14 protein-coding genes are annotated in these 13,738 nt (G+C 70.4%); 4 read left to right on the forward strand and 10 right to left on the reverse strand.

Going from position 1 to position 13,738, the window contains the following annotated elements; all coding sequences use genetic code 11:
* Positions 1 to 79: 79 nt before the first annotated feature.
* On the forward strand, positions 80 to 1,564 hold the full coding sequence (locus ASD84_RS09400) for a M1 family metallopeptidase (RefSeq protein ID WP_162251513.1): 1,485 nt from the start codon (positions 80 to 82) through the stop codon (positions 1,562 to 1,564).
* Positions 1,565 to 1,615: 51 nt separating this feature from the next.
* Positions 1,616 to 3,160 (forward strand): hypothetical protein, encoded by a 1,545-nt coding sequence (locus ASD84_RS09405; RefSeq protein ID WP_056709414.1) that lies wholly within the window; start codon positions 1,616 to 1,618, stop codon positions 3,158 to 3,160.
* An 8-nt stretch (positions 3,161 to 3,168) separates the two neighbouring features.
* On the opposite strand, the gene ASD84_RS09410 is transcribed toward ASD84_RS09405, so the two are convergent.
* Positions 3,169 to 4,410, reverse strand: coding sequence for a serine/threonine-protein kinase (locus tag ASD84_RS09410; RefSeq protein WP_056709416.1), 1,242 nt, complete (start codon positions 4,408 to 4,410; stop codon positions 3,169 to 3,171).
* A 100-nt stretch (positions 4,411 to 4,510) separates the two neighbouring features.
* On the opposite strand from ASD84_RS09410, the gene ASD84_RS09415 reads away from it, so the two are divergent.
* Positions 4,511 to 4,789, forward strand: a complete 279-nt coding sequence (locus ASD84_RS09415; protein WP_235531046.1) for a type II toxin-antitoxin system Phd/YefM family antitoxin — start codon at positions 4,511 to 4,513, stop codon at positions 4,787 to 4,789.
* Positions 4,779 to 5,207 (forward strand): type II toxin-antitoxin system VapC family toxin, encoded by a 429-nt coding sequence (locus tag ASD84_RS09420; RefSeq protein WP_056709420.1) that lies wholly within the window; start codon positions 4,779 to 4,781, stop codon positions 5,205 to 5,207. The genes ASD84_RS09415 and ASD84_RS09420 overlap by 11 nt, the downstream gene beginning before the upstream one ends.
* Positions 5,208 to 5,223: 16 nt before the next feature.
* Here ASD84_RS09420 and ASD84_RS09425 read toward each other — a convergent pair whose 3' ends face one another.
* The 9 genes from ASD84_RS09425 to ASD84_RS09465 form a co-directional block, all read right to left on the reverse strand.
* Entirely contained in the window at positions 5,224 to 6,594 is a 1,371-nt protein-coding gene (locus ASD84_RS09425; protein ID WP_056709422.1) for a dihydrolipoamide acetyltransferase family protein, read from the reverse strand.
* A 12-nt stretch (positions 6,595 to 6,606) separates the two neighbouring features.
* A complete protein-coding gene (locus tag ASD84_RS09430) occupies positions 6,607 to 7,584 on the reverse strand; it encodes an alpha-ketoacid dehydrogenase subunit beta (protein ID WP_056709423.1) in 978 nt (325 codons plus the stop codon).
* Complete coding sequence (gene pdhA, locus ASD84_RS09435) at positions 7,581 to 8,738, reverse strand: pyruvate dehydrogenase (acetyl-transferring) E1 component subunit alpha (RefSeq protein WP_056709425.1); 1,158 nt, start codon at positions 8,736 to 8,738, stop codon at positions 7,581 to 7,583. Before pdhA ends, ASD84_RS09430 begins: the two co-directional genes overlap by 4 nt.
* A 170-nt stretch (positions 8,739 to 8,908) precedes the next feature.
* The gene (locus ASD84_RS09440; RefSeq protein WP_156391717.1) at positions 8,909 to 9,766 is read right to left on the reverse strand and encodes a hypothetical protein; all 858 of its coding nucleotides are present in this window, start codon (positions 9,764 to 9,766) and stop codon (positions 8,909 to 8,911) included.
* A gap of 24 nt (positions 9,767 to 9,790) precedes the next feature.
* The gene (locus tag ASD84_RS09445) at positions 9,791 to 10,678 is read right to left on the reverse strand and encodes a hypothetical protein (protein WP_056709428.1); all 888 of its coding nucleotides are present in this window, start codon (positions 10,676 to 10,678) and stop codon (positions 9,791 to 9,793) included.
* Positions 10,679 to 10,688: 10 nt separating this feature from the next.
* Positions 10,689 to 11,699: a DUF2510 domain-containing protein gene (locus ASD84_RS25490; protein ID WP_056709430.1), complete on the reverse strand. Its 1,011-nt coding sequence runs from the start codon at positions 11,697 to 11,699 to the stop codon at positions 10,689 to 10,691.
* Between the two features lie 121 nt (positions 11,700 to 11,820).
* The gene (locus ASD84_RS09455; RefSeq protein WP_156391719.1) at positions 11,821 to 12,288 is read right to left on the reverse strand and encodes a hypothetical protein; all 468 of its coding nucleotides are present in this window, start codon (positions 12,286 to 12,288) and stop codon (positions 11,821 to 11,823) included.
* A complete protein-coding gene (locus ASD84_RS09460) occupies positions 12,285 to 13,262 on the reverse strand; it encodes a putative zinc-binding metallopeptidase (protein WP_056709434.1) in 978 nt (325 codons plus the stop codon). The genes ASD84_RS09455 and ASD84_RS09460 overlap by 4 nt, the downstream gene beginning before the upstream one ends.
* Positions 13,263 to 13,583, reverse strand: coding sequence for a hypothetical protein (locus ASD84_RS09465; RefSeq protein WP_056709438.1), 321 nt, complete (start codon positions 13,581 to 13,583; stop codon positions 13,263 to 13,265).
* Positions 13,584 to 13,738 lie beyond the last annotated feature (155 nt).

Consider the following 13,738-nt stretch of genomic DNA (forward strand, 5'->3'; position numbering starts at 1 on the left):
ACTGTCACCTTTCTCGTCCGCCGGGAACCCGATGGACCCGGCAGGCATGATGGCGGCACGGATCGGGGAAGGGACCTCCATGACCAGCACCACGCGCGCGGTCAGCGCGCTCTCGGCCCTCCTGCTGACCGCGGCGCTCGCCGGCTGCAACGGTGACGCCGGCATGAAGCCCGCACCCGACGCCTCGCCCGCGGCGAGCCGGACGCCGTCGCCGTCGCCGTCCAGCACGACCCCGGCAGGCACCACCGACCTGGCCCTGGCCGAGAGCGAGACCCGTGAGGACTCGGTCTACCCCGACGTGGGCGATCCCCTGGTCGACGCACTGAGCTACGACCTCGACCTGGACTGGAACCCGGAGACGGACACCCTCACCGGCCAGGAGACGCTGGTCTTCCGCGCCACTGCGGACGCCGCGAAGGTCCCGCTGGACTTCAACGAGCAGCTGCAGATCTCGTCGCTGACCGTCGACGGCAAGGCCGCGGAGCACCAGGTCGACGGCAACCACCTGATCATCGACGCCCCGATCAAGGCCGACCAGCGCCATCGGGTCGAGCTCGCGTACGCCGGCGTCCCGGCCCCAGCGCCGGCCCCCAGCCAGCGGACCGACTTCGCGACCGGAGTCGGCTGGAACATCACCGACGAGCACGAGACGTGGACCGTGCAGGAGCCGTACGGCGCCTTCACGTGGTACGCCGCGAACGACCAGCCGGCCGACAAGGCGTTCTACGACTTCAGCCTCACCGCACCGGACCCGATGCAGGGCGTCGCGAACGGCGAGCTCACGTCGTCGACCAAGGCCGACGGCACCACGACCAACACCTGGCACCTCGCGGAGCCCGCGTCGTCGTACCTCGTCACCGTGGCGTTCGGGGACTTCCAGCGCACCGACCTGAAGTCGAGGAGCGGCGTGCCGATCCAGATCTGGACCGACCCCGACGGCAAGGCACTCCCCGGTGGCCTCGCCACCACCCCGGACGCGATCGACTGGCTCGAGAAGTACCTCGGCCCCTACCCGTTCGACACCTTCGGCATCGTGGTGGTGGACAACGAGAGCGGCATGGAGACCCAGACCATGATCACCCTCGGGAGCACGTCCTACAGCCTGTCTCCGGCAGTGGTCGTGCACGAGGCCGCGCACCACTGGTACGGCGACACGGTGTCCCCCGCCGACTGGTCGGAGGTGTGGATGAACGAGGGCATGGCGATGTACCTGCAGGGCATGTGGGAGGCCGAGCAGGAGGGCCGGAGCGTCGCGCAGAAGATGGACGAGTGGGCCGCCTTCGAGACCGATCTGCGCGACTCGGCGGGACCGCCCGCGAACTACGACGCCGACAAGTTCGGCGACGGCAACATCTACTACGGACCGGCGCTGATGTGGCAGGAGCTGCGCGAGAAGATCGGCGACAAGCTGTTCTTCGAGGTACTGCGCGAATGGCCGGCCTCCCAGGAGAACGGCAACGCTGACCGCGAGGAGTACTGGGCCTGGATCGAGGAGAAGACGGGCGAGGAGCTCACGTCGTTCTTCGAGGACTGGCTGCTCGGCGAGCAGACACCGACGCGCTGACCCTTCCCGCAAACCCTTCCGCAGAAGTGGAACACGTTCTACTCTCACGGGATGCGCAAGCTCCGCTCCGTGCTGGCCTCGGGGGCCGCCACCGTCCTCGCCCTGACCCTGGCCGGCTCGCCGGCGACCGCTGACGACACGACGCCGGCGCTGCCCGGACTGTCGGGCCTGCTGCCCGGGTTGCCGGCACTGCCCACGATCCCCGGGCTGCCGATCCCGTCACTGCCGACCGACCTGCTGGTGCCGCGATTCACCGGCGCTGCAGTCACCCCGCAACCGATCAGCGCGCCCGTCGTACCCCAGAACCCGTACCTCGCGCCCAACGGGCGCAGCAGCATGCACAACGACGCCTACAGCACCGACGCGTACGCCGTGTCGGGCCCGACCGGCCGCTCCCTCACCCTGCGTTCGGCGTCGTACGGCGTCCGCGAGTGCGCCACGATCGCCTTCGACTCCCACGACCGGATCGTCGGGCTGTGCGGCGGTCTCGAGGGCTTCACGATGATGGTGATCGACCCGGTCACCCTGCGGGCGATCTCGCAGCTGCAGGTCTCGCAGCGCGACTTCACCAGCGGCGCGAACCCGCTGACCGACATCTGCGGTGGCACGTACTTCTTCCTCGACGGCCAGGACCGGGCGTACGCCACGACGACCCGGTCCTCGATCGCCGAGGTCACCGTCACCGCCGCCGGCGGACTCGTGAAGGGTCGCGAGTGGCCGCTGGCCGGACACCTCCCCGCCGGCGACTGCCTGGTCGCCACCGGCGTCGACTGGTCGGGCCGGGTCTGGTGGTTCAGCCAGCAGGGTGTCGTCGGGACCCTCGACCGCGAGTCCGGCGCCGTGCACGCCATGGCCCTCGGCGAGGGCATCTTCAACTCCGTGTCGACCGACGAGACCGGCGGCGTCTACTTCGTCACGACGCACCAGACCTACCGCGCCGATGCGGACAGCGATGGAGTGCCCCACGTGACGTGGGCGATCCCGTACGACCGCGGGAGCGTCAAGAAGCCCGGCATGCTCTCGCAGGGATCCGGGACCTCCCCCACCCTGATCGGCGAGCGCTGGATCGCGGTGGCCGACAACGCCGACCCGCAGAGCCACGTGCTGGTCTACGACCGGCGCGTCGGCGTGACCGACCGCCTGCACTGCTCGGTGCCCGTGCTCGCGGACGGCGCCAGCACGACCGAGAACAGCCTCGTCGCAGCAGGGAATTCGCTCATCATCGAGAACAACTACGGGTACGCCGGCGTGCAGTCCACACTGCTCGGCAAGACCACGACCCCCGGTGTCTCGCGGGTGATGATCGAGGACGACGGCTGCCACGTCGCCTGGACCAACCCGACGTCGGCGCCCACCTCCGTCCCCAAGGCCTCCCTGGGCAACGGCCTGGTCTACGTCTACTCCAAGCCGCCCGGCACGCTGCTCGACGCCTGGTACGTCACCGCGATCGACATCCGCACGGGCAAGACCGCCTGGTCGCGCCTGACCGGCACCGGCATCCAGTGGAACAACCACTACGCATCCATCTACCTGGGCCCGGACGGCACGCTGTACGTCGCCACCCTCATCGGCCTGGTCCGCCTCGCCGACGGCTGAGCCCCGCGCTACTGCGTGGACTCCTGCCAGAGGCAGGAGAAGGTCGAGGTGAAGATGTCGGCCAGGATGCGCGGCTCCACCTGGCCGTTGCCGTCCTCGACGAGCATCAGGTCCTCGTCGATCAGGCCCTGCTCCTGGAGGCCGTCCACGCCGTGCTCGTCGACCAGCTCGCGGGCGGTGCAGTCGGCGTCGCGGGCATCGAGGTCACTCTCGTCCTCGAGGGTCCGGGCGATGTTGGCGATCGCGGTCTCCTCGCGGGACGCGGTCGGTCCCGGGGACGAGGTGCCGTCGCCACCGCGACCGATCAGGACCGCCGCCAGCGCGATCAGCACGACGAGCGCGGCGATGCCCCCGACGGTCGCAGCCACCACAGCGGCTGACCTGCGAGGCCGAACGGGCGTCGTACCGGGGAGGGACCGGAGGTCGTCGCGGAACGCGGCCGCCGACGGGTGGCGCTCGTGCGGGTTCTTGGCGAGGGCGGTGCGCAGGACGCGGTTGAGCTCGCGGTCGAACGCAGTGCGCCCGGTCGCCTGCGGGATCGGCGCCCCGAGGTGGGCCTCGACGACCTGGTGGTCCGTCGTGCCGAGGTACGGCGCCCGGCCGGTCAGCGTCGCCCAGAGCAGGCAGCCGAGCGAGTAGACGTCGCTCGCCGGCCCGGCCGGCCGGCCCTGGTGCAGCTCCGGCGCCATGTAGCTCGGGGTGCCGGCGACGACGCCGCCCGTCGTGCTGCGGTCGGCTCCGATCTGGCGCGAGATCCCGAAGTCGGCGAGGTAGGCGACGGTGTCGGTGCCGCGGTTGCGGAGCAGCACGTTCGCGGGCTTGATGTCGCGGTGCACGAGGCCCACCCGGTGCGCCTCGGCGAGACCGTCCGCCACCTGCGCGATCAGCTCGACGGCGACTGCGAGTGGCGGCGGACCGTGACGCCGCAACGTCGCGCCGAGGTCACCGTCGGGGATCAGCTGGCTGGCGATGTAGAGGCGGCCGGCGACCTGGCCGTGCGCGAAGACCTGCACCACGTGCGGCGAGTCGAGCGACGCCTGGGCCTGCGCCTCGCGGACGAACCGCGCACGGAAGCCGGGGTCGCCGGCGAGCACGCTGGTGATCACCTTCAGTGCGACGTTGCGGTGCAACGCCGTGTCCACCGCTTCGTAGACCGTGCCCATCCCGCCGGCGCCGAGCTCGCGCACGATCCGGTACGGACCGATCAGCTCGCCCGGGGGCAGGGCGCGATGGTGGGACGGGAGGGACACGTCCTCGTTTCTACCCCGCAGTCGGCGAGATACGCGAACGGTCATCCCCAGCCTGGATCGCGTGATGGCACGGTGTGCTACACGGTGCTACCGTCGACACGTGAGCTCCTCCGAACCCCAGCCCGAGGTCAGCCAGCGCGACCTGCGCCTGCGGTCCCGCGAGATCATGGACGCCGTCGAAGGTGGCCAGACGTTCACGGTGACCCGCGACGGTCGGGGCATCGGCGAGCTCGTCCCGCTCCGTGCCCGCCGCAGGTTCGTCGCACGCGCGGACTTCGTCTCTGGGTCGGCCCTCAGCGTCGACATCGACCTCGACGCGTTCCGCGCGGACCAGGACAAGGCGTTCGAGACAACGTTGACCGACCCGTATGCCCGCTGATCACGAACGCGGCCTGCTCGACACCAACGTCCTGATCCTGCGGTCGCGGATCGAGCCGGCTCAGCTCCCCCGCGAGATGGCGATCTGCGCGATCACCCTGGCCGAGCTGTCAGCCGGGGTCCACCTCGTCTCTGGCGACGACGCCGACGCTCGATCCGAGCGCGCCCGCCGCCTCACCGTGCTGCAACAGGTCGAGCACGAGTTCGACTCGTTGCCCTTCGACGACGCAGCCGCCCGCGCATTCGGTCGCATCAGTGCGGCTGTCCTCGATGCTGGCCGAACCCCACGACGGCGGGTCGCCCACCTGATGATTGCCGCGGTTGCGGCGACGCATCGACTACCGCTCTTCACCACCAACCCGGATGACTTCACCGGGCTCGCCGGGATCGTGGACGTCGTCGCGATCGACCATCCCTGATCCTGCGCGGCGTCGATCAGAACAGCAGCGCCGTCGCGGGATCGCTGACGATGCCGGCGACGTCGGCAAGGAACTGCGAGCCGGTGGCGCCGTCGACATGACGGTGGTCGAAGGACAGCGCGAGGGTCATCACCTGGCGCGGAACGACCTGGTCGCCCACGACCCAGGGCTGCGGCTTGATCGCGCCGAGGCAGAGGATCGCGGACTCGCCCGGGTTGATGATCGGCGTACCGCCGTCGATCCCGAACACCCCGACGTTGGTGATGCTGAAGGTCCCGCCGGCCATCTCGGCCGGCTGGGTGCGGCCCTCACGCGCGGTGGCGGTCAGCGCCTCGAGCTCCCGCGCGAGGTCGACCAGCGACAGCGCGTGGGCGTCCTTGACGTTCGGGACGACCAGCCCGCGGGGAGTCGCGGCGGCGATGCCGAGGTTGACGTAGTGCTTGATCACCACCTCCTGGGCCGCTTCGTCCCACGTGGAGTTCACCAACGGCGTACGACGAAGGGCGAGCACGCACGCCCGCGCCACCACGAGCAGCGGACTGACCTTGATGCCCTGGAACTCGCGCCGGTCCTTCAACCGGGCCACGAGCTCCACCGTCGCGGTAGCGTCGATGGTGATCCACTCGGTGACGTGGGGCGCGGTGTATGCCGACGCAACCATGGCGTTCGCCATCTGCTTGCGGACACCCTTGATCGGCTCGCGCGTCTCGCGCTCGCCGGAGGTTTCGAGGCTCGTCGCTTGCGCTCCTCGCACCTCAACCATCGGGCCACCCGCCGCGGCGAGCACGTCGTCCTTGCTGACCGTGCCCTTCGGCCCGGTGGGGACCAGCGCGGTCAGGTCGATGCCGAGGTCGCGGGCCAGGCGCCGGACGAGGGGCTTGGCGAGGGCGCGGGCTGCGCCGGGAGCGGCGGGGGGAGCTGGTGCCGCGGAGGTTTCGAGGCTCGCTGGCGCTCGCACCTCAACCACCGGCTCTGCGTCACCCTTCCGCGTGCGGCGCTTGAGCGCGCGCTGCCTGGGGCCGTAGCCCACCAGGGTCGCGTTGCCCGTGGGCGGGATGTTCGTGTCGATGACCTCGGTCCCGCGGGCGTCAGCAACGGCCGGCTCCGGGGTGGCCGGCTGCACCGGACCCGGCGCCACCGCGCCCTTCTCGCCGATCCGGATGATCGGCGTACCGACCTCGACGGTCTGCCCTTCGGCCACCAGCAGGGCCAGTACCTCGCCGGCGTACGGCGAAGGCAGCTCGACGATCGACTTGGCCGTCTCGATCTCGACGATCACGTCGTTGATGGCGACCGTGTCGCCCTCCTTGACCCGCCACGCCACGATGTCGGCCTCGGTGAGGCCCTCGCCGACATCAGGGAGCTTGAACTCATTCACACCAGTCATCGCGGAATCTCCTCAGAACCCGAAGGTCCGGTCGACGGCATCGAGCACGCGGTCCAGGTCGGGGAGGTAGGACTCCTCGATGCGGGCCGGCGGATAGGGAGTGTCGTAGCCACCGACGCGCAGCACGGGCGACTCGAGGGAGTGGAAGCACTCCTCGGTCACGCGGGCGGCGATCTCCGCACCCATGCCGAGGGTCATGTGGGCCTCGTGGACGACGACCAGCCGGCCCGTGCGTCGTACGGACTCCAGGACGGGAACCAGGTCGAGCGGGGACAGCGTGCGCAGGTCGATCACCTCGATCGACCTGCCCTCCTCGGCGGCGACCGTCGCGGCGTCCAGGCAGGTCGACACGGTCGGACCGTAGGCAACGAGGGTGGCGTCGGTGCCCGGGCGGACCACCCGCGACTGCCACAGCGGCGCCGGCACGGCGGTCTCGTCGACCTCACCCTTCACGGAGTAGTAGAGCCGCTTCGGCTCGAGGAAGATCACCGGGTCGTCGGACCGGATGGCCTGCTGGATCATGCCGTAGGCATCGGCGGGGTTGGAGCACGCGACCACCTTGAGGCCGGGCGTGTGCACGAACTGCGCCTCGGGCGACTCGCTGTGGTGCTCGACGGCACCGATGCCGCCGCCGAACGGGATCCGGATCACCATCGGCATCTTGATCCGACCGCCGCTGCGGTAGTGCAGCTTCGCGACCTGGCACACGATCTGGTCGTAGGCGGGGTAGACGAAGCCGTCGAACTGGATCTCCACGACCGGGCGGTAGCCACGCATGGCGAGCCCGACCGCCGTACCGACGATGCCGGACTCGGCCAGCGGGGTGTCGATGACGCGATCGTCCCCGAAGTCCTTCTGCAGGCCGTCGGTGATCCGGAAGACGCCGCCGAGGGTGCCGACGTCCTCACCCATGACGAGGACCTTCTCGTCGTCCTCCATCGCGCGGCGAAGACCGTTGTTGAGCGCCTTGGCGAGGGTCATGGTGGTCATACCGGCACCTCCTCGCCGTCGAAGGACGCGACGTGGGCGTCGAAGGTGGCCTGCTGGGCGGCGAGCTCCGCGGTCTGCTCGGAGTGGACGAGCGTGAAGATGTCGCGCGGGTCCGGGTCGGGCAGTGCGTGGCACTCGCGCCGCATCCGCTCGCCGAGCGCGTCGGCCTCGGCAGCGACCTCGGCGACGAAGTTGTCGTCGGCCATGCCGTTGCGACGGAGGTAGACCTCCACGCGGGCGATCGGGTCCTTCAGCTTCCAGTTCTCGACGTCGTCGCTGAGGCGGTACCGGGTCGGGTCATCGGTCGTGGTGTGCGCACCCATCCGGTACGTGTAGGCCTCGACGAAGGTCGGGCCCTGGCCGTCGCGGGCGCGCTGCAGCGCCGTCTGCATGACGGAGTACGTCGCGAGGACGTCGTTGCCGTCGACGCGGATGCCGGGGAAACCGAAGCCGTGGGCGCGGCGGTAGAGCGGGATCCGCGACTGGCGCTCGAAGGGCTCGGAGATCGCCCACTGGTTGTTCTGGCAGAAGAACACCACCGGTGCGTTGTACGACGCCGCGAACACGAACGCCTCGTTCACGTCTCCCTGCGACGAGGCTCCGTCGCCGAAGTGCGCGACGACCGCGGTGTCCCGTTCGGGGTCACCCGTCCCGACCGCGCCGTCGCGCTGCACGCCCATGGCGTAGCCGGTCGCGTGCAGGGTCTGCGCGCCGATGACGATCGTGTAGAGCCCGAAGTTGTGCTCGGCGGGATCCCACGACCCCTGGTCGACGCCCCGGAACAGCGACAGCAGCCGCACCGGGTCGACGCCGCGACACCAGGCGACGCCGTGCTCGCGGTAGGTCGGGAACACGAAGTCCTGCGGACGGAGTGCCCGGCCGGCGCCGATCTGCGCAGCCTCCTGGCCCAGCAGCTGCGCCCACAGGCCGAGCTCGCCGTGCCGCTGCAGCGCGGTGGCCTCGATGTCCACGCGCCGGACCAGCGTCATGTCGCGGTAGAAGCCGCGCAGCTGGTCGGGCGAGAAGTCGAGGTCGAACGCCGGGTGGTGGACCCGCTCCCCCTCCGGCGTGAGGAGCTGCACCAGCTCGGGGTCATCGGCCGTCTGTTCGGGGGCCGGTCCGAAGACGGGGTCAGCCAGCGCGGGTTCGATCATCGGGGTCCCACTCCTAACGTCCGTTGCCTCCGGGGTCTCCGGCGGCACTGGTCCGGTCAGTCAGTGGGTTCGAACCTGTCACAGGGATGGCGTGACTGTGACCCGAACCACACTGCCCGCCACGATACCCGCCCCGCGCATGCGGAGCGGGACCTGCGGGTCCTGCCCGGTTACTTCTCGACGTACGTGTAGCCGCTGACCAGCCAGGACCCCGACGTGCCGTCGAGGATCCAGGTGGAGTCGAGGGTCTTGCCGGTGTTCGGCGCGTAGACGTCACCGGTCACCGTGGAGACCGAGCCGAAGGTCGTCGGGTCGTCGAAGGTGTACTCCGCGTTCGACATCTCGAGGTCCCCCGAGCTGGCTTCGCAGCCGGCCTGGTCGGTGAACTCGCTGGAGAAGTACGTCGGCGTGGTCAGCCCCTCGACGGCGAGGCAGTCACCCTCGAGCAGCGAGTCCAGGAAGGCGCGCGCGATGATCGTGGGGTCCTCGTCCGGCGAGTCGCCGAAGCCCGACGTCTCGCTGGTCTCCTCGGTCGGGGTGGACTCCGACTCGGACTCGGACGACTCGTCCGAGGGCGAGGTGGACTCCGAGGAGTCCCTGTCCCGCGCCGAGTCGTTGTCGTCGCCGTCGTCATCGCCGCCGAGAACCAGGATCAGCACCACGGCACCGGCGACCACGAGCGCCAGCACGCCCGCGATGATGCCGATGATCAGGCCCTTCTTGCCGCCGCCGCTCGGCGGCGGGGCGCCGTACCCACCGGGCGCACCGGGGAATCCGGGGCCACCGGGGAATCCCCCACCGGGCGCACCCTGCTGGGGCGGATAACCGCCCTGCTGGGGGTAGCCCTGCTGCGGCGGGTAACCGCCCTGCTGGGGCGGGTAACCGCCCTGCTGCGGGTAACCGGGCTGCGGCGGGCCGCCCGGCGCACCGTACGGCGGCGGGGGCGGCTGCGGACCGCCGCTCTGCGGTGCCATCTGGGTCGGCGGCTGCTCGCCAGGTTGCCCGGGGCCAGGGAACTGGTTGCTCACGCGTTGAGCGTAGTGCTTGAACGACTAGACCGGGTCGACTTCTTGTGGATCCCATGAGGGCGAATCGTGCCGTCGTCGGGGCAGCAGGGAGAGCCCGATCAGGACCAGGCCCAGCGGCAGGCCCAGCAAGAACCCCTTCGCGTACGGCGACAGGGAGCCCGTCATGGTGTCGACCATGATCCGGGCCATCTCCTGTTGCCCCGAGTCGGTCCGGTCGGCGATGAACTCCCCGATCGGATCGGTCGCCAGTCGCACCAACGCAGCGGCCGCGGCGACACCGAGCAGGGCCAGCCCCGCGATCCGCACGCGCCCGCGCCACCCTGCCGCCACCAGGATCGCAAGACCGACGAGCCCGGCCCAGACGAACGGCAGCCAGCCGGCCACCCGGTCGGCGCTGCGGTACGCCGGACCCGCCTCGACCACGCGGGAACGCGGCGCGACCGCCACTTCCAGCGGGATCACGGGAAGCGCGGCGACCGGGATGCCCCGGTCCTCGAGCATCAGCAGCACCTGCGCCATCAGCGGCGCCGCGTCGACGGTGAGGTTGCCGTCCGGCGAGGCGTCCGGGTCCTCGAGCAACGTCATCACGTCGCGGTGCAGGTCGTCGTTGGCCTTGCGCCAGAACTCCGGGAAGTCCGGGCTCTCGACGACCTCGGTCGACGCCGTACGCGCCCACTGCGTCACCGCGTCCGGAAGCCCCACCGGCACGTGCTTCTGGAGCGCCGCGACGGCACCGGCAGCAGCAGCATCGGCCATCACGCGCCGCACGTCGGGGTCGTTCGCGAGCGGCGCCACCGTGGCGACGTACTCCTGCTGGTCCTCGACCTTCGCGTTCAGCCACGCGGTGGCGATCACGAACGGCGCCACCACGGTGGCAACGAGGACCAGCAGTACTGCGGAAGTGAATCTCACGCGGGCGAGATCACTCGTCGCCGTTGGGGAAGTAGGACCCGTCGACCTTCCAGTCGCCGTCCTCCTTGACGAGCTTCAACGTGGAGTCATAGGTGTTGTCCGCCTCGTCGTCGCCGCCACAGTCCTTGACGTCGTCCTCGTCACCGGTGAACTCCGACTTGATCGTGTAGTCGACGAGGGCCTCGTCGTCGCCCTTCTCGTTGACGTCCTTGATCTCCACGTCGTAGGCGATGTCGCCACGCACGTCGTCGAAGGTCACGTCGCAGTCGTCGTCGCTGGAGAGGTTCTCGTCGAGGTTGTCGTCGAAGTCGTCCTGCGACTTCTCGGCATACTCGCCACAGTCGTCCGAGTCGCTGCCGTCGAGCAGGTCGTCCTGGCTGTCCTCGGTGAGCAGTTCGCACTGCGCCTCGAAGTTGGGGTCGGCGAAGTTCTGCGCCTCGAGGTACTCCTTCGCGACGCCGTCGGGGCCGCCGCCGCCGAGGACCTTGATCAGGACCACGACGAGGATGATCGCGAACAGCAGCGCAGCAACGGCGCCGCCGATGATCGCGAACAGCTTGCCCTTGCCCTTGCCGCCCGAGCCGCCCGAGCCGCCGTAGCTGGGCTGGCCGAACTGCTGGCCGTAGCCCTGCTGGCCGGCGGGGGCGCCGTACACCTGCTGGCCGGCGGGCTGGCCGTACACCTGCTGGCCGGCGGGCTGGCCGTAGCCCTGCTGGCCGGCGGGAGCGCCGTACTGCTGCGGCTGACCGCCCTGGGCGGGCTGGCCGCCCGGCTGGCCGCCCTGCTGGCCGTAGCCCTGCTGCGCACCGCCCTGGTTGAAGTCGGCGGCGCGGTTGGGCGCGACGACGGTGGCCTGGTCACCCGGGAGGTTCGGCGCCTGCGGGGTCTGCGGCGCCTCGGGGGCGGCACCCTGCGCGGGCTGCGTGTGCTCGGTCCACTGCGTGCCGTCCCACCAACGCTGGCCGCCCTGGCCGTCGGGGTACCACCCGGGAGGGGTCGTGGGCTGGTTGGGGTCAGACATCGGCTTCTCCTCGCAAACAAGCGGTTCTTCCGCTCGAACTCGCCCGCATCATGCCACGGTGCAGGGGTTCTCAAGCCTGCGCGTGACGACCAACTCGTCGGGCGCACCGGGTTTCGCCCGACTATCCGACAGCGACACCCGCGACGCGCCAGTTCCCGTCGACCTCCACGAGCTCGATCGTGCCGCGCTCCAGGCCCGTGTCCTCACTGTCCGCACCCTCGTACTCGACGAGGTACGACACCCGCGCCCGACCGTCGCCCTCGCTCAGCTCGACGACCGTGATCGTGAACTTGTCGGCGTCGACCGTGACGACGCCGTCCCCCGCGTCGGCGTCCTCGGCCTTCTCGGACGCCTGGCGGTACTGCTCGCAGGTGCCGAACGGGTACCCCTCGAAGATGACGGGCCGCCACTGCTCCGACGCCAGCTCGCACTGGGTCTCCCAGTCCCCCGACCACACGGCGTCGAGGTAGTCCTCGGCCACGTCCTCGGCACCCTCACCCCTCAGCAGCAGCACGCAGGACGCCGCCACGGCGAGCAGGAGTGCGGCCACGATCGCGACCACAGCGGTACGGCGACCCGGTCGCCTCATCGCGTGCCCGCCAGCCCCGCGACGAAGTCGAGCTTGTCGAGGACCGGCGCAGGAATGACGAACGGGTAGAGGTCGTCCTTGCCCATCGACCGGTTGATCTGGTTGAGCGCCACGGAGAGCGGGATCCAGACCGTCCGGACGAGGTCACGGAAACGGTCGTCGCCCGCGCTGTCGACGGACACCAGGCCGTAGGCGGCCGCCGTGTCACAGGTGTCACTGATGTGCAGGTAGTGCGCGAAGGTCTCCGCGAAGTCCTCGAAGGGGTGCATCGTCGCGTAGGTCGTGATGTACGACGTCGCCCAGTCGGGCGGCGGTCCCTCGGCGTAGTGGCGGTCGATCTCCGCCTGGTAGTCGAGGGTCTCGTCGCCGAAGAGCTCGCGGCAGCGGGCGAGCCGCTCCGGGCGGTCGGGCGTCACGAGCTGCGACTCGACGTAGTGGCCGACCTCGTGGCGCAGGTGGCCGAGCAGGGTGCGGTACGGCTCGTCGAGCTGTTGGCGGATCCGCTCGCGCCGGGCGTCGTCGGTCTCGGCGAGGTCGATCGTGATGACCCCGTTCTCGTGGCCGATGACGACGTCCTCACCGGCGACGTCACTGCTCGAGAGCATGTCGAAGACGAGTCCGTTGATGTCGAACCCGAGGACGTCGAGCTCGACGACGAGGTGCCGCTTGGCCGCCTCGGCCTCGGGGAACTGCGCCGTACCCTCGAGGTCGGTCTCCGAGGGTCGGGTGCGGGTCAGGTCGCAGGCCGAGCACTGGCCGCCCTCCAGGGGGGCCAGCCAGGTGCAGCCGGACAGGTTCAGGTTGCGGCACACGTGCCACACGAGACCGGCCTCGTCGACGTACTCGCCAGCGTCATCGACGGGGACGATGTCGCGCTCGGCGCGCGAGAAGCCCAGCGCCGTACCGCACGAGACGCAGACGGAGTTCTCGAAGAACAACGGGCTCTGGCAGAGCCGGCAGGCGAACGAGCGCACTCAGTTGTTGAGCGTGATGAGCGCGACCAGCACGACGAACCCGATCAGGGCGAGCGCCGTGAGCAGCCCCATGATCAGTCCGATGCGGCGCGGCTTGCTCGCCGGCGCGAGGCCGCGGAGGCCACCGCCCTGTTGCGGTGCACCGCCGTACGCCGGCGGGCCGCCCTGGAACTGCGGTGGGCCGGCAGGCGCTCCACCACCGAGGTACGCCGGCGGCGGGGCCGCCTGGCCGGGCTGCCCGTAGGCGGGCGGTTGGGGCTGGCCGGGGTGGCCCTGCGGGGCTCCGTGCTGGGGCGGGACTCCGTACGGCGGCTGGCTCATGCCCCCAGCCTAGGAGGGACCGGGCCTGCGCTCCACCCGTTGCGCGCGAAATCGGGTGACCTCGCCGGTCGAGGAGGTTGCGCAGCAACCGTCTCGAGACCCGGTCACGCTGGTCGAGGAGGTTGCGCAGCAACCGTCTCGAGACCCGGTCACGC

The organism is Nocardioides sp. Root682 (genome assembly GCF_001427795.1).
In the GTDB taxonomy this organism is placed as follows: Bacteria; Actinomycetota; Actinomycetes; order Propionibacteriales; family Nocardioidaceae; genus Nocardioides.